The following is a 15519-nucleotide window of genomic DNA, read 5'->3' on the forward strand; positions in this document are numbered from 1 at the left end:
TTATATCTCTCCATTCATTCAATTCGTAATAGAATCATCACAAAAGCTGCAATTGCTCCATAAGACGATAAATCACCGCTGCGGCCTCTGCCCGCGTTGAAATCTGCTGCGGATGCAATTGATTCCCGCTGCCTTTTACGAGCTGCATCGTCAGCGCCTTCTCGACATGCGGCTTCGCCCATCCGCTTACCTCCGCATGGTCTGCAAACTGCGACAGCTGTGTTCCCTGCTTTGCTTGCAGCAGCATTCCGCCTTTCTGCCGGGCCTCGATAGCACGAACCAGCATCGCCATCATCTCTTCGCGAGTGAGCGCATCATCCGGTCTAAAGCGGCCCTGCTCTCCCTTAACAAGACCTGCCGCAGCCGCAGCCTCTACCCAGCCATAGCTCCATTTCTCTGCCTGAACATCCTGGAATGTCGGCTGTTCGGGGAATACCGGCGGAATGCCAACCGCACCTGCCAGCATTTTGCTGAACTGAGCCCGCGTCAAGGTCGCCCTAGGCGCAAACGTATCGGCGCTTATGCCATCAACAATACCCCGTGCTGCCAGAACCTCGACCGACCTGGAGGACCAATGCTCCGCAGCAACATCTCCAAAACTCACATTGCGCAGCAATACAGCATATATTCCGGAGGATGTAATCGAAGCGCGGACATACCGTTCATCTGCATGGCCGCTGTTCGTCACTCCGCCGACATAGGACCAGTATCCAAGTGTCTCATCGTACTGATAAATGCCCAGCTTCTCGCGATGCTTCAACCAATAATCGCCTTCCCCAAAAGCTAAGGTAAGCTGGGATGCCTTGCCAAAGTCAGCCGAGGCTTGTATGCGCCAAGCTGCTCCTGCCGCCTCCAACGCACGGCCGGACTTATCCTTCAAGGTGAATTGGGATGCATCCAATTCGCCTACGCTGAGCTCGGTTGATGAGGCAAAGGTTCCTGCAGCAACATCCAGCCGAACCCGGCCATCTGTGGTGCTGAAACTTCCGCCATCGACGCCTGTCGTAAACTTGCTGAACGTCTGTCCTTGCGAACCGGACGGATTTCCTGCTGTTCCCGATGATGGCAATCCTGATGACGATGAACTGGAAGAACCCGAACCTCCTTCCGATGGAGCGCCGCCAGCCAAGTTCACCGATCCGAGCGTTCCATCTGCAGAGCGGTAAACCAGACGATCCCCTGATAAACCTATGTATTTCTTGCCTGTGTCAGCTTCGCCAATCGAATATACCCGGCCCGTGGATAATCCGACTCCCTTTAGTACGGCGCGGCCGCCTTCGTTCTCCAGGAATACCGCCTGGGTATCGCCGATGGACATGAAGGCATACTCCTCCGCCTTAGCGCTCATCGTAGTGAGATCCTGGGGTACGACAGTTGTATTATTCAATGCCGCCATGGCGAATTTGCTTTCCTTCGAGCCGTTCTTCTGTTTCCACAGCACATATTCCCCGTTCGTTACGAACCAATCGACATAGCTGTCCCCGCCAAGATCAATAAGCGAGCGCCTAACCCCGCTGCTCAGCTCCAGCGTGCTTAAGCCTCCGTCGCGGGCATTTTTATAAATGACAAACCCATTGCTGAGCACCGGATAACGCCCTTCCCCCAGCGAGGTTTCGGCCCCGGTGATCAGGTCGTGGTAGACCATCTGCTCATACTGGCGCTGCTCCGACCAAACAGCCGCCCTCCCGTCCACCGATGGATTGGCATACTTTCCTTTGTTATTATTAAGCTTCTTCTCGACCCCGGTCAGCAGGTCATAGCTGTAAATATCCCAATATTCCGACGAAAGATCCTGAGTTCCTTTGTCCGCCCATACCACGGTTGTTCCCTTGATTAGAGGAACATCCTTAGGCGAATTGCGGCTCGTCAATGCCTTTTCTTCTCCTGTAGCTTCGTTTCGGGCATAAATTTGCCGCTCCCCATTGCTCCCCGTATTCAACCAGACAACATGGCCGCCGGAGACACTATAGTGAGATTGGCTAATCCCTCCTGACGCCGACATCATGGCCGTAGACACGGCTGTTGTCTTTGCTACCGCTGCCGACGTCCCCTGCGCCTCCATCCCCTGAGCCCGAGCTTCCCCCGAGGACAATTGCATGCTTCCGCCTCCTGCAGCAACAGCGATTGCTAGGAGAGGAATAACTCCCCATCTCTCCAATGCCTTCCTTTTCCTCATCGCTCAAATCTCCCTCATCTTTCTTTTCCGACACAGCAAAAAACAGGGTACGCAACCGAATACCCGCGATTCCTAGTCCTTACGAATCAATTAGGTTTGGGGAACCGGCGGTTTCATCCTGAATTTGTAACCGTTGTCTTATTTTAATATCGGAAGAAATAACTATATTTCGGAGGAATTTTTTGAAATAGGGACTTTAGTCTTATAAACAGACCGGAATAGTTCCATTAAAGGAATCGCAAATATATGGAACACAACTAATCCAGCTTGTCCTCGTCCAATGATATGAACATACCAAACAACAAGGTGATGACATATGGAAAAAAATAAAAACCTGCTGCTGCTCGTGCTTGCAGCTTCTCTGCTGTATGCCGCTCCTGCGCAGGCAGAGGGGGGTACGTCCGCGCGGACGGCTATCGGGACGCAGGATCAAGTTCAATCCCAGGCTCAGACGGAGTCTAAACCGATCGCCATTTTCCTGGACGACCGCCAGCTTGAGCCTGAAACGAAGCCGCTGATTGTGGACGGCACGGTGCTCGTCCCCATGCGCGGGCTGTTCGAAGCGCAGGGCGCCGAGCTGACCTGGAACGGTGCCAGTAAGACCCTTATCGCAACCAAAGATGATCTGACGCTCACTTACCGTATAGGAGAAACCACCGCCGATCTCAACGGCAAACCGGTGAATCTGTCCGTGCCCGGACGGATTGCCGACGGCTATACCTTGGTGCCGCTGCGTTTCGTCAGCGAAACGCTCGGCAGCGCGGTGAAATGGACTCCGGAGACCCGGACGGTCCATATTTCCTCTCCGGTGAACTATGAGACAACGGTTCTCTGGGGCGTGAATCTGCGCAGCCGGCCAGACACCAGTGAAGGCTCCGCTATGGGAGAACTGATTCCTACTGGTAAGAGGGTCCATGTCATTCGCGAGGTTGATGCCCTCTGGCTGGAGGTGCGCACCGAAGATCAAAAACGCGGCTACATTTCGGCCAAGTCGAAATATACCGATTATACGAGCCCTTCGCTCATTGAACGGCAAGGGGAGGCGCTGATTGCTTATGGCAAACAATACTGGGGCACGCCGTATGAATTCGGGGCTTCGCCCGACCAGACAAATACATTCGACTGCTCTTCGTTTGTGAAGCGCGTCTTCCAGGATACGCTGGGCATTGAGCTTCCCCGGGTCTCCTATAACCAGGCGACGGTCGGCCATGAAGTCGGAATGGACGAATTGCGCTCCGGAGACCTGCTGTTCTTCGGCTCACGCGGTCTGGACATTGGACATGTCGGAATCTACGCAGGGAACAACCAGATTCTGCATACGTATTCGAAGAAGCTGGGCGTACATATCGGAGAGTTCGACGGCCATTGGAAGGAACGATTCGTAACGGCTCGCAGGGTGTTTTAAGCGGAAAGGGGCAGCTCCTATGGAGCTGCTCCTTTTATTTATCCGTTCAGATCACCACATCAACTATAATCATTAGCAAGCCTGCTGTTGTGGTTCGATAACTACCGAGCTTAACAGCTTGTACGACCGCAAGCGATTTTACAACTGCCGCATTTCATGTAAGATGAAGTGAGGAATAGGAAAAATGCAACAATTATAGATTATCTGATGGTGGTGACGCCATGTTCAAAATTATGCTGATTGAAGATGATGCCAGCCTGTTCAGCGAAATCCGGGAACGGCTGCAGCAATGGAGCTATGACGTATATGGAATTGAGGATTTCAGCAGCGTAATGCAGGAGTTCGCCGCGGTAAAACCCGATCTCGTCCTCATCGATATCCAGCTGCCGAAGTTCGACGGCTTTCACTGGTGCCGGATGATTCGCGCCCATTCCCATGTGCCGATCATCTTCCTGTCTTCACGCGACCATCCTACGGATATGGTCATGTCCATGCAGCTGGGGGCGGATGATTTCATTCAGAAGCCCTTCCATTTCGAGGTGCTTGTGGCGAAGATCCAGGCCACGCTGCGCCGCGTCTACGATTACAACACCGAAGCAGTCTCGCTGCGCACCTGGTGCGGAGCGACGGTCGATTATGAGCAGAACACGGTGACGAATGCCGCCGGCACGGTCGAGTTGACCAAAAATGAAATTTACATCTTAAAGCTGCTCATCGAGCAGAAAAACAAGATCGTCACCCGGGAGGAGCTGATCAAGAGCCTCTGGGATGACGAGCGATTCATCAGCGACAATACGCTGACGGTTAACGTGAACCGGCTGCGCAAGAAGCTGGACGAGCTTGATTTAGGCCGCATGATCGAAACGAAGGTCGGGCAAGGCTACATCGCCATCCAGGAAGGTGAAGGCCGTGATTAGAAAATTCCTGCTCGAACGCCGCAGCTGGATTCTGCTCATCATCGTCCTGCAGCTGCTTACCTTATCCGTGGCCTACCTGGATTCGGAGATTCCGATGAGTTCGCTGCTCTACATCGTTTTTCTATCGACGATGATCTTCGTTATTTTCCTGGTCGTCCGTTATCACCAAGAGACCCGCTTCTATAAAAACCTGGAGCAATGGGAGCCGCACCTCGACGTAACCGGCTTAGCGGAAGGGCGCCGCCCTTTCGAGACGGCCACCCGCACCCTGCTCCTGCAGCAGACGGAACGGCTCAGGCAGGAGGCCGCGTATAACCGCACGGCACTCGAAGAGGAGAAGGATTATCTCTTGTCATGGATACATGAAGTGAAGACACCGCTGAGCGCCATGCACCTCATGCTCGAGCGGCTGGAGGAAGAGCCCCTGAAGACGCAGCTGACCTATGAATGGCTGCGCATCCATCTTCTGCTCGACCAGCAGCTGCACCAGAAGCGGATGCCGTCCATGGAAAATGATCTGTATGTTGAGGAAATCGATTTGAAGGCTCTGCTCTTCACAGAAATTCGCACGCTGCGGTCATGGTGCATGCAGAAGGGCATCGGTTTTGACGTGGATTTGGAGATGACCCGAATACTTAGCGATACCAAGTGGCTCGCCTTCATTCTCCGCCAGCTGCTGACCAATGCCGTGAAGTACAGCGAAGCCGGAGACATTTCCGTAAAAAGCCGCACCCGCGGCGACCTTACTGTGCTGGAAGTGCAGGATCACGGGCGCGGGATTGATCCGCGCGATCTCCCGCGCATTTTCGATAAGGGCTTCACTTCCACGACCAAGCATCATGAGGATAAAGCGACGGGGATGGGATTATACTTAGCCAATAAGGCTGCCCAAGCGCTCCATATTCGCATCGAGGCCGAGTCCAGGCCGGGAGTTGGCACGACGATGAGGCTTATATTCCCGCAGCGGAATGCGTTCGTGCAAATTCAGGGCGAATAGCACAGGCATGTGACAGCATTGTCACATGCCTTGTTCATTTGTTCGGCGAAACGAAGGAACGAGGCTGGCGATCCCTTTTATAATGGAGCTACCGAATAATAGGAGTGTGGAGAAATGGCGATACTGGAAGCTACGAAAATCCATAAAAGCTACGGCAATAAATACAATAAGCAAGAAGTCTTAAAAGGGATTGATCTGAGCATCGAGCAAGGGGAGTTCGTAAGCATCATGGGAGCGTCCGGCTCCGGAAAAACAACGCTGCTGAACGTCCTCTCTTCCATCGATCAGGTGAGCGGCGGCATCGTGCTCATTGAAGGCCAGGAAATGACGGGCATGAAGGAGAAAGAGCTGGCAGAATTCCGCAAGCGGCATTTGGGGTTTATTTTTCAGGAATATAACCTGCTGGACTCGCTCACAGTGAAGGAGAACATTCTGCTTCCATTGTCGATTTCCAAAGTATCCAAGAAAGAAGCAGACCGTAAGTTTCAGACCGTCGCAACCGAGCTGGGCATTTATGAGCTGAAGGATAAATATCCGAACGAAATTTCCGGCGGGCAGAAGCAGCGCACCTCGGCCGCCCGGGCGTTCATTCACGAGCCGAGCATTATTTTTGCGGATGAGCCAACGGGGGCGCTGGATTCCAAGTCCGCTTCCGATTTGCTGAACAAGCTGAGCGAGCTGAACGAGAAGCGCCAAGCAACGATTGTCATGGTGACCCATGATCCCGTTGCTGCGAGCTACTGCAGCCGGGTGATTTTTATCAAGGATGGACAGGTTTATACGCAGCTAAATAAAGGGGAAGAGACGAGACAGACGTTCTTCAAAGACATTATGAAGACGCAGGGGTTGCTAGGAGGGGTGCAGGTTGAGCATTAATTACATCATTCTCCGCAACCTGAAGAAGAACGCCAAAAACTACTACCTGTACATCTTCGCCCTCATCTTCAGCGTTGCGCTCTATTTCGCTTTCGTTACGCTGCAGTACGACCCTGCCATGGACGAGATCAAAGGAAGCATCAAGGGCGGTGCAGCGATGAGGGCTGGAGCCGTCCTGCTGGTCGTCATCGTGTCGGTGTTCCTGCTGTACGCCAACAATCTGTTCATCAAGCGGCGCAGTAAAGAGATCGGTCTATTCCAATTGATTGGATTGACCAAGAACCGGATCTTCCGCATTCTGACGGCGGAGAACTTCATTCTGTATTTCGGTTCGATGCTGGTCGGGATGTTCGTGGGGTTTTCTTTTTCCAAGCTGATTATTATGATTTTGTTCAAAATTACCGGTGTGGAGTCCGGGGCAGCGCTAAGGTTCTCTACTCAGGCCTTTATTCAGACCGTTATCGTATTTCTAGCGATTTATGTGCTCATCATGCTGATGAATTACGTGTTCATGAAGCGGCAGAGCATTCTGTCCCTCTTCCGGGTGCTGTCTTCGACGGAGGAGAAGGTGAAGAAGGTATCCGTGTGGGAAATGATTCTCGGCGTCTTCGGCTTAGCGTTGATCGCGCTTGGTTATTACATTTCAACACGGCTGTTCAGCGGGGACTTTATTGAAATGACACAGCTGTTTCTGGCGATGGTTGGCATCCTCGGCTCGGTCATTGTGGGTACGTACCTGTTCTATAAGGGGTCGGTACGATTCATCTTCTATCTGATTCGCAGGCAAAAAGATGGATACCTGAACATCAACGAGGTTCTGTCGCTGTCTTCGATCATGTTCCGCATGAAGTCCAACGCTCTGCTGCTGACCATTATTACGACGGTATCGGCGCTGGCCATCGGCCTGTTGTCGCTCAGCTACATTGCCTACTACTCCGCCGAACGGTCAGGGAAGAATGACGTGCCGAACGACTTCGCCTTTACGCTTCAGGCCGACGCGGACAAGTTCAAAGCGGCTTTGACCTCCGGCGGCATCCCCTACCAAGAAACGTTCATTGATGTGATTCAGGTAAGAGTGGACTTCAACCAGGTGATGGATAACCGCTTTGACAATGATGCGCCAGATGCAAAGGTGATGATCATCGGAGTCATTAGCGATACCTCCGTCAATGAGCTCGATCTGCCCGAAGGGGAGACGCTTCTGACGGGATATAGTGACTTGATGCAAACCTTTTTTGCAATTCATAATAGCGGAGAGATTCAATTCATGGGGCAGCAGGAAGTAATTCCGCAACAGATTCGGACTTTAGAGCGTGAGCATTTTGTGTCCTGGTATTTCAGAAGCGGCTTTCCGATAGCTGTTGTAGATCAAACCGTATTCGAGCGATTGAAGCTGGATGCCGACCCTGAGATTCAGAAGAAATACTCCACGTATATCGGAGTCGATATTACCGATGCTGCCAAGCTGAACGAGGCTAACGCGATATTTGAAAAATTAGAATTAGGTCCGGACAGCATCCATGAATCGCAGCTGGCCCTTATACGCAACCAGAAACAGACGATGGGACTGATCATGTTCGTGGTCGGCTTCCTGGGCCTCACCTTCCTAATGACCTCCGGCTGCATACTGTACTTCAAGCAAATGGACGAAAGCGAGGAAGAGAAGCCGAATTACACGATATTAAGAAAGCTCGGCTTCACCCCGGGAGATTTGTTAAAAGGGATTCAAGCCAAACAATTGTTCAACTTCGGCATTCCGCTGCTGGTGGGACTGCTGCACAGCTACTTCGCCGTCAAATCGGGCTGGTTCCTGTTCGGCACCGAGCTGTGGACGCCGATGATTCTGGTCATGCTGCTGTATACGGCGCTCTACTCCATCTTCGCCATTCTGTCGGTGCTGTATTACAAACGCGTGATTCGGGAGTCTTTATAGGAGGGTCATGGTATGGGGTTCCAACCGCTGTTGAAGTCATGTTCCCTTGAATTTACTTATAAGGGTAGTAATATGACTTCAAAGGCGGCCCGTAAACTTTGCACCCCATACCATGACTCCGGCAGTATGTTAAAAAACCGAGCAGATACAGCATTCTGCTCGGTTCTTTGTATTTTGGCGCGCCTAGAAATCGATGGTTCTTCCGCCCCGTTTATAACGCACGTCATCGTCCCCTTGATCCGGGCTGCCCGGAGCCGAATTGCTGCCGTCCAGCACAGCCTCTTCCTTCACATAGTCCTCCAAGTCTTCCTTCGGCGTTGCGGTCACTGCGCGCACGTTGGCCCATTCGCGGATTGCCCGGATTTGCTCGGCTTGGGTAATCGACAGCGGCACCGTGTTTACGATGGCCCGCTCGAAATCCTCCAATCGAATCGAACGGTCCACCGCATAAGCTTCAAACAAAGCATCAATGACCAATTGTTCGATCTCCGCTCCGACGAAGCCCTCGCATTTTTCCGCCAAATCGTCCAGCACCTCGTCCGTTAACTGGAAATCCCCAATGACCTCCGGGTGCGTCAGGCGTCTGCCCATATGAACCTTCAGAATTTCTTTCCGCTCCCGCTTGGTCGGCAGGTCAACAAAGAAAATTTCATCAAAACGGCCTTTCCGCATAAGCTCCGGAGGCAATCCGGCAATGTTATTGGCCGTAGCTACCACGAACACCTGGCTTGTCTTCTCCTGCATCCAGGTCAGGAACTGGGCAAACACACGGGCGGATGTCCCGCCGTCGCCGCCGCTGGAGGTCGCACTGAAGCCCTTCTCGATCTCGTCGATCCACAAAATGCAAGGCGAGATCGCTTCGGCGGTCTTGATCGCCTTGCGCATATTCTCTTCGCTGCTGCCTACGAGGCCGCTAAAAATTTTTCCAATATCGAGCCGCAGCAGAGGCAGCTGCCACATGGAGCTGATGGATTTACTGATCAGGCTTTTTCCGCAGCCCGGTACGCCTGTGATCAGCACCCCTTTAGGAGAAGGCAGGCCATATTTGCTGGCTGAATCCAGCCAGGATTTATTCCGTCTCGTCAGCCAGCGCTTCAGGTTTTCTAAGCCGCCGACATCCTCCATCCTCAGTTCGCTGCGGATAAACTCCAAAATGCCCGTCTTCTTGATAATTTGCTCCTTCTCTTCGAGAATAACCTCGACATCCCGGATGTCCAGCTGGCCGTCTTCCACCATCGCACGGGCAAATGCATTCTCGGCCTCGGATAGCGTCAAGCCAAGCGCCGCTTTGGCGATGCGCTCCCGCTCCTCGGCCGTAACTTCGATTTGAATGCGCCCTCTATTCTCGTTAATGGCAATCATTTCATCCAGCACGGTTTTGATTTCGCTAAAGGACGGCAGTTCAAAATCAACGATAGTGATATCCTTCTGCAGTTCCTCCGGCAGGACTAGAAAGGGCGATGTAAAAATGACATTGATCGGATTCGGGTTCTGCTTAATGCGGATCAATATGTCACGCAGCTTCCGGATAACCTGGTAATCCGCTGCTCTCCCTTGACCCCCAAAATAAATATGGAAATCCTGCAGCACGACAATGCAGGGACTATCGTATTTCTCAATAAACTCCAGCGCCTTCAAAGGCTGCTTGGTGTCATCGCGGGAATGGCCGCTCACATCCACGATCCCCGTCGTCATGCGCCAAACCAGCACTTCCCTTGGCGTCTTGATCAGCGCAATATCCTGCGCAATGGAGCGAATGACTGACATGGCGCGGTCTTCCTCCCAGGTCTGGATATATAGGTAAGGGAACCTTGCCTTTAGCAGATTGGCCAGCAAGGTTCTGATTTTCGATGGCGTTCCTGATACGGGTACAGTCATTGGCGTTCCTGCCTCCAAATCAAATTAATAGTCGATGATCCTGCCTGACGTAGGTGAATTTATCGGATCATTACTCTTGTGCGAGAAAACAACAAGGGGCGCGATCCGATCAAGGGTATACTTTTTCAGCCCCATGACATCTGAGAAATGCTCTAAGGACTTGAACCCTCCCAGCTCTTCACGCTTCATCATGACACGTTTGGCGAGGATCGTTCCGATTCCCGGAAGCGAGGCAATTTGAGCCTCAGATGCCGTATTGATATCCATGATGTCCCCCTCCAGCAGAGGCCTCTTCAGCGGCGGCGGCATAGTGCCGGATGAAGGAGGTTCGTTATCCATTGACGAGGGCATACCTCCAAATGGAGGCGGTACGGCGCCCTGGGGCGGAGGCATACCGCCTGATGGAGGTGGTACATTACCCAGCGGAGGAGGCATGCTGCCTAATGGAGGCGGCACGTGACCCACCGGCGGAGGCACGCTTCCAAATGGAGGCGGCACGGTGCCCTGTGGTGAGCTCATACCTTCTGGTGCCGGCATATTGTAAGGCGGCAGCTCTACCGTCCTTGGCACTGGCGGCATATTATGCGGCAACGCGCGGCCATAAGGCGCTGCATTGAAGTGGCTCTGACTCTCCTGCCACATTTGCTGCGATCTCTGCTGTTCCATTTCCTTGATTGCAGCAAGCTGAACCAAATAATCCTGGCGAATGGTGAAGGCATGGATAATAGATACAATCCACATCGTAAATACAATGCTTGCGCCGACCCCAGAGCCGGACATCATAAACGCCCCTATAAGCAGCCCAAGATACATAAACCCGAAATTGCGCCAGACGTGATTCTTCACTCTGACCCCGGCGTATAAAAAGGCCACAAAACTAGTAAGCCCGAGAGGCACAAAGGTAGCCGCAACCCACCAGCTAGCCGCGATCCCTGAAGGCTGACTTGGGTTCGTATATTTCTGACTCACACCATCCCCCCTTACTGCAGTTCTTCGATTATGTAGTACTCTATAACTCCTCGGATACCCGGTCTAAATGCATTTTTAATAGATATATACGAATTTCATCCAAAAAGGAAGCACTTTCTATTCGGACGCTAGCATAATTTACAATAAAAAAACACCCTCTAGAACTTTATCGGAAGAACCAAGGAGATTCTCCAATAAACCTTTCAAGGGTGCATGTCACGATAATTCAATTGCCCTACAGCCTATCCTCCCAGGCCATGAATCAGCGGCTTGATTCCAGGTTCGTTATACATGACGCCAGCCAGACCTCCGACCCCTTCAGAAACAGCCAAAATTAATACAAGACTGCATACAATCAACAGCACGGATTTACCTTTTCTCATGGTTTCCTTGCACCTCGCTTATTAATTTTGCATACCTGTTCTTCATTTCCGGCGTTGCCCAAGCCCGATACTTCTCAAATAGCCCCACACACCGAATAACGACCGATTCGTTATAGAAATCAGCACAGCAGTCCAAGCAGGCCAGTATATAATTCATTCCTGTCTCAGCACGTTCTGTAGACAAATAGTAGGCAGCCAGCTCCGCCAACAATCGCGCATGCTGATCGGCTGCAATCTGCGCATGATAACTCCCGAATGCATGCCCACGTCCCTCGAACTTCAAATGCGGGCCGAAACGCTCCAGAATATCATCCACCTGAAAATGATGGCGGTTCGCCGCCTCCGTTATTTTCAGGAGGGCTGACACCCGCTCGCTATCATGAGCAGCCGCATACTTTACGTAATCCGGCAATACTTCCAGTTGCCCGGCCATCAGTCGGTATAGACAGGCATTGGCCCGGCCCCATTCCTTAAACTGATTCATGATGATGCGCTCTGTCTCACTGCAGCTCTGCACCCAGCCTGGCTCCGTATATAACGAAACGAAGTCAAGGGCCTGCTCGTAATCTTCCCGCGCCTCACAAACGTTAGCCTGCAGCAAATTGGCATAGAGAATGTAGAAAAGCAGCGGCCTTCGCGTTTCTTCTTGAACGAGTGCAGAAGGAAGCTCGCTTCGCGAATTCGCACTGGAACTCATTGCATACTGAAACCTCGCTTTACGCCCCAGCTCCTCCGCGAGTTCCCCAACTTTAGCCCAGCGTTGATTGGCAGCATAGATATCCGCCAGGCTTTTAAGGGCATCTAATTGATCCTGTTCTTCCAAGCGTTCTACGTAAGGCTCAAAAGAAGCCGCCAAATTCATATTGGCCTCCCGGTCATCGCCCAGATGAATCGTAAATAAACGATACTGACAGAGGGCCAATCGTTCGGAATGCTGGTATTTCTCACTCTCGGCGACACATTGGTATAACAACGATGCCGCATCTTTCCTTCCTGCCTGATACCACTGCTCCGCCAGCTCAAACAAATATGGGGCGTAGGCTAAATTGTCCATGATCGCATGGATGATTCGCTGGATGCAGCTTAGCTTGTCCAATTCAGCACAGCGCCGAAGCAGTGCCCCCAGCCTGCGCCAATTCGGCGACGACTGTACCAGGCACTCCTCAACATACAACTCGTATAAGCTGCCCTCCGCCAACCCCATACCCGCACTAATCCGATCGACCTGAAGCATCGACATCGGCTTGCGGTGATTAATCAGACTGCTAAGCGTCCCCGCATTCACACCTGAAAAATCCGCAAATTGATGAAGCGTCAGGCCTTTCCCTTGAATATAATTCTCCAAAAGCTGTCGGATCGTGGTGGCTGGTTGCATGGATAGAACCTCCTTTCGATAAGATGGGAATTTTATTTCTCTTAGAGGAAATAATGCTTTTTAGTATAGAAACCTCCCTTCATTAAGTAATTTGATTAACACCTTTATATTACCATTAAAACCCTTTTTGTTGAATACTTTATCTGTAGATTCCATTATACCGGAGGGATAATTAGTATTAAAAGGAGAATATTCCAGGTTGAATAACGGGAAGATTAAGGCTTCTATAGGAAAAGTATTGAAGTCGCTACGAATAAAACAAAATCTAAGCCAAGAAGACTTGGCAGGAATTTGCCAAGTTGACCGATCCTATATTTCGATGATTGAGGTAGGCCGAAACGAGCCTTCGGTAACTAAAATATTTGAGCTTTGTGCAGGGTTGAAGATCAAGCCGTCTGATTTCTTACGGCTGGTGGAAATTGAAATGGAGAAGTACACAAACATCACAAAAAAGAGTGATTAAAAAGGGCCTTGCGACACTTAATCGCAAGGCTTTTTTACGTATGTTACCCTTGTAAGAAGTTATACAGTATGTATTTAAATTAGTTTTAAAAAAGTTTATAAAGATCATTTTTGTTAAACTGGTAATACATCGCTTCTATTGAAGATACTCAATAAGGGCTCTTCGCCAAATTCTAATCCATTCACCGTTATTTTTTATTTCCTCCATGAGAATATTTTTTTCTTCTGCTGTTACCCAGTTGTTTTCAGCCTCTTTTAAAAGTTTTCCTACATCCACTGCCCTACTATTTATTCGTGCTTCTAAGTCTGCAAATGCAAACATGTACTGGCGCCAGCTTAATGCTAACCATGGTTTATCTGGTGTATCCTCCATATGTTTTAATATCTGGACTGAATACGGATTTCTTAAGAATTCTTTACTAATTAAATTATTTCTTTGAACACGAATCAAATCTGACTCTCGCAAGAATGCCATTAAATTTTCTTCAAACCAGTATGGTAATTGTCCTCCCCCAGCTTTTGGCTCCTCAAATCTAGAACTAGTGAATCTCCTAAGGTTGAAGAACTTCCCCGTTGCACATGAGCTTGCCCCCGCTGCTTTCCAGAGAACAAAATCTGAGGAGCAAAATCCTACAAGAACATTCAGCCCTGCTTCCTCTAAAATATGAATTAATTTCATTGCATTTACAAGCTCTTCAGTATCAGATAGTTCCTTACGCGGAATAACCTCACTAACGAAGACCAAATATATACGATCAGCATCAGCTTGGCTAATAATTGAAGCTATATGATTTGGTCTAGTCTCAGAAGATAAATCATTAAGACCTACCAATACTGTTTGCAAAGGTTCAATGTTAATATTTCTTGCCTCTTGCGCAAAGAAATTACCTATATTTATCATCATAGAATAGTATTCATTAGTATATTTACGAGGAGCAAAGACTGGAGAACAAGCCGAGTGACAATTAATTCTCTTACAGGTAGACACTATATTCCTAACTACGCTCTGCCACCATTTCTCTTCAGTTATAATTGCAGTATCAACATCAGAAGGAAAATAAGACCACTGGCGTAACTTTCCCCTTTCGCTTCTTGGGAAGTACAACTGAGGATCAAATATCGTCTCAAAATTCGCCTTATCTCTCATTTTGGTAATTTGAGCAATAATCTTTTCTTCGTCGTAGTTTACCGGACTTAGTATAGCTCCTTTATAAGAGGACAAATGTTTTTCATGTATAAGATTAATAGTATCGTGCCCCATTTGATGATAGACACTCATCTATCCATACCCCCTATACAATTACTTTATTCCAAGCTTGTTTTAATTGATCTGTTTTTCTAAAGCGCCCAACTGACCAGGGAGAAACCATTTTCTGCAGCAGTTCTAATCCATTATCTTTACATTTTTGAACAAAGTCAGGACTACAATCCTCACGACTTATTATTCTAGTGACAACATCACTCAGATTGTCCCCTTTTCGATGATAAGGATGAATACCAAATAAACATAAGGAGAACGTCACGCCTAGTGAAAATTGATCAGTCCTCCAATCAATTAGCTCCTTTTGATTATTTAATTGTTCTGGGGCAGAATAATAAGGTGAACCTGGCCCATGTAATAGCCATGTTTGAGTTAAGGATTCACTGTTCAAATCTCGTACTAAACCAAAATCAACTATTACTGGGGTTTTTTCGTCATCCCTAAACATTATATTGTCTGGCTTAATATCCCTATGAACAAGACCGTGGGAAGAGATATGGGAGAGCGCGCTGATTAAGCAATCGCCAATACTATGAAATTGCTTAATACATATTGTTCCTTTTTTTAGCTTCTCACTTAATGATCCACCAGAAAGAAATTCCTCCAGTGAATACAAAAAAGTATTACCTTTATATTCATAAGATGTTACTTGCTTAAGCTTACCGATATTTGGGTGGTCACAAATTAACATTGCTTCAATTTCTCTTTGGGTTCTTTCACTTACTTTAGAGGACTTAAACACCTTTAAAGCAATATCAAATCCTTCTTTTGTAACCACGTGGTAAGTCTCTTTAAATGCCCCTTCTCCACTCCCCCCAATAAAATTCAATTTTAAGTCCGAGCAAATTGATTTTGCTACTTCGTTTAAAATGGTCGGCATATTAACA

General features: G+C 49.5%; 13 protein-coding genes. 6 read left to right on the forward strand and 7 right to left on the reverse strand.

Features of this window, described 5'->3' with window-relative positions; genetic code table 11:
* Positions 1 to 37: 37 nt before the first annotated feature.
* Positions 38 to 2176 carry an S-layer homology domain-containing protein gene (locus tag QNH46_RS23475; RefSeq protein WP_283926264.1) on the reverse strand — a complete coding sequence of 713 codons (2139 nt, stop codon included), beginning with the start codon at positions 2174 to 2176 and terminating at the stop codon, positions 38 to 40.
* 316 nt (positions 2177 to 2492) lie between these two features.
* Here QNH46_RS23475 and QNH46_RS23480 point away from each other — a divergent pair, with 316 nt between their 5' ends.
* From QNH46_RS23480 to QNH46_RS23500, 5 genes are all read left to right on the forward strand, one after another.
* Positions 2493 to 3581 carry a stalk domain-containing protein gene (locus tag QNH46_RS23480; protein ID WP_283926265.1) on the forward strand — a complete coding sequence of 363 codons (1089 nt, stop codon included), beginning with the start codon at positions 2493 to 2495 and terminating at the stop codon, positions 3579 to 3581.
* A 221-nt stretch (positions 3582 to 3802) separates the two neighbouring features.
* Positions 3803 to 4498 carry a response regulator transcription factor gene (locus QNH46_RS23485; RefSeq protein WP_283926266.1) on the forward strand — a complete coding sequence of 232 codons (696 nt, stop codon included), beginning with the start codon at positions 3803 to 3805 and terminating at the stop codon, positions 4496 to 4498.
* Positions 4491 to 5495, forward strand: coding sequence for a sensor histidine kinase (locus QNH46_RS23490; protein WP_283926267.1), 1005 nt, complete (start codon positions 4491 to 4493; stop codon positions 5493 to 5495). The genes QNH46_RS23485 and QNH46_RS23490 overlap by 8 nt, the downstream gene beginning before the upstream one ends.
* Before the next feature lie 114 nt (positions 5496 to 5609).
* Positions 5610 to 6371, forward strand: a complete 762-nt coding sequence (locus QNH46_RS23495; RefSeq protein ID WP_283926268.1) for an ABC transporter ATP-binding protein — start codon at positions 5610 to 5612, stop codon at positions 6369 to 6371.
* Complete coding sequence (locus QNH46_RS23500) at positions 6361 to 8304, forward strand: FtsX-like permease family protein (protein WP_283926269.1); 1944 nt, start codon at positions 6361 to 6363, stop codon at positions 8302 to 8304. Before QNH46_RS23495 ends, QNH46_RS23500 begins: the two co-directional genes overlap by 11 nt.
* 183 nt (positions 8305 to 8487) lie before the next feature.
* Here the strand turns inward: QNH46_RS23500 and QNH46_RS23505 are convergent, their stop codons facing one another.
* The 4 genes from QNH46_RS23505 to QNH46_RS23520 all read right to left on the reverse strand — a co-directional run bounded on the left by QNH46_RS23505 (position 8488) and on the right by QNH46_RS23520 (position 12909).
* Positions 8488 to 10182, reverse strand: coding sequence for an AAA family ATPase (locus QNH46_RS23505; protein ID WP_283926270.1), 1695 nt, complete (start codon positions 10180 to 10182; stop codon positions 8488 to 8490).
* A 24-nt stretch (positions 10183 to 10206) separates the two neighbouring features.
* The gene (locus QNH46_RS23510) at positions 10207 to 11151 is read right to left on the reverse strand and encodes a ComEA family DNA-binding protein (RefSeq protein WP_283926271.1); all 945 of its coding nucleotides are present in this window, start codon (positions 11149 to 11151) and stop codon (positions 10207 to 10209) included.
* 242 nt (positions 11152 to 11393) lie between these two features.
* Positions 11394 to 11534 (reverse strand): hypothetical protein, encoded by a 141-nt coding sequence (locus QNH46_RS23515; RefSeq protein WP_155613418.1) that lies wholly within the window; start codon positions 11532 to 11534, stop codon positions 11394 to 11396.
* On the reverse strand, positions 11521 to 12909 hold the full coding sequence (locus QNH46_RS23520; protein WP_283926272.1) for a transcriptional regulator: 1389 nt from the start codon (positions 12907 to 12909) through the stop codon (positions 11521 to 11523). Before QNH46_RS23520 ends, QNH46_RS23515 begins: the two co-directional genes overlap by 14 nt.
* Positions 12910 to 13108: 199 nt before the next feature.
* On the opposite strand from QNH46_RS23520, the gene QNH46_RS23525 reads away from it, so the two are divergent.
* Positions 13109 to 13372 carry a helix-turn-helix domain-containing protein gene (locus QNH46_RS23525; RefSeq protein ID WP_283926273.1) on the forward strand — a complete coding sequence of 88 codons (264 nt, stop codon included), beginning with the start codon at positions 13109 to 13111 and terminating at the stop codon, positions 13370 to 13372.
* Positions 13373 to 13507: 135 nt separating this feature from the next.
* Here QNH46_RS23525 and QNH46_RS23530 read toward each other — a convergent pair whose 3' ends face one another.
* Together QNH46_RS23530 and QNH46_RS23535 are read right to left on the reverse strand one after the other, a co-directional pair.
* Positions 13508 to 14650, reverse strand: a complete 1143-nt coding sequence (locus QNH46_RS23530; RefSeq protein ID WP_283926274.1) for a hypothetical protein — start codon at positions 14648 to 14650, stop codon at positions 13508 to 13510.
* 13 nt (positions 14651 to 14663) lie between these two features.
* Positions 14664 to 15512: a serine/threonine protein kinase gene (locus QNH46_RS23535; protein ID WP_283926275.1), complete on the reverse strand. Its 849-nt coding sequence runs from the start codon at positions 15510 to 15512 to the stop codon at positions 14664 to 14666.
* Between the last annotated feature and the right edge of the window lie 7 nt (positions 15513 to 15519).

Origin of the sequence: Paenibacillus woosongensis, from assembly GCF_030122845.1 — a bacterium.
GTDB classification, from domain to species: Bacteria; Bacillota; Bacilli; order Paenibacillales; family Paenibacillaceae; genus Fontibacillus; species Fontibacillus woosongensis_A.

Excerpts from the sequence above, each read along its gene's own strand:
- QNH46_RS23535 (WP_283926275.1), bottom strand. The coding sequence starts at position 15,512 with ATGCCGACCATTTTAAACGAAGTAGCAAAATCAATTTGCTCGGACTTA.
- QNH46_RS23505 (WP_283926270.1), bottom strand. The coding sequence starts at position 10,182 with ATGACTGTACCCGTATCAGGAACGCCATCGAAAATCAGAACCTTGCTG.
- QNH46_RS23520 (WP_283926272.1), bottom strand. The coding sequence starts at position 12,909 with ATGCAACCAGCCACCACGATCCGACAGCTTTTGGAGAATTATATTCAA.
- QNH46_RS23515 (WP_155613418.1), bottom strand. The coding sequence starts at position 11,534 with ATGAGAAAAGGTAAATCCGTGCTGTTGATTGTATGCAGTCTTGTATTA.
- QNH46_RS23475 (WP_283926264.1), bottom strand. The coding sequence starts at position 2,176 with ATGAGGAAAAGGAAGGCATTGGAGAGATGGGGAGTTATTCCTCTCCTA.
- QNH46_RS23485 (WP_283926266.1), top strand. The coding sequence starts at position 3,803 with ATGTTCAAAATTATGCTGATTGAAGATGATGCCAGCCTGTTCAGCGAA.
- QNH46_RS23480 (WP_283926265.1), top strand. The coding sequence starts at position 2,493 with ATGGAAAAAAATAAAAACCTGCTGCTGCTCGTGCTTGCAGCTTCTCTG.
- QNH46_RS23495 (WP_283926268.1), top strand. The coding sequence starts at position 5,610 with ATGGCGATACTGGAAGCTACGAAAATCCATAAAAGCTACGGCAATAAA.
- QNH46_RS23530 (WP_283926274.1), bottom strand. The coding sequence starts at position 14,650 with ATGAGTGTCTATCATCAAATGGGGCACGATACTATTAATCTTATACAT.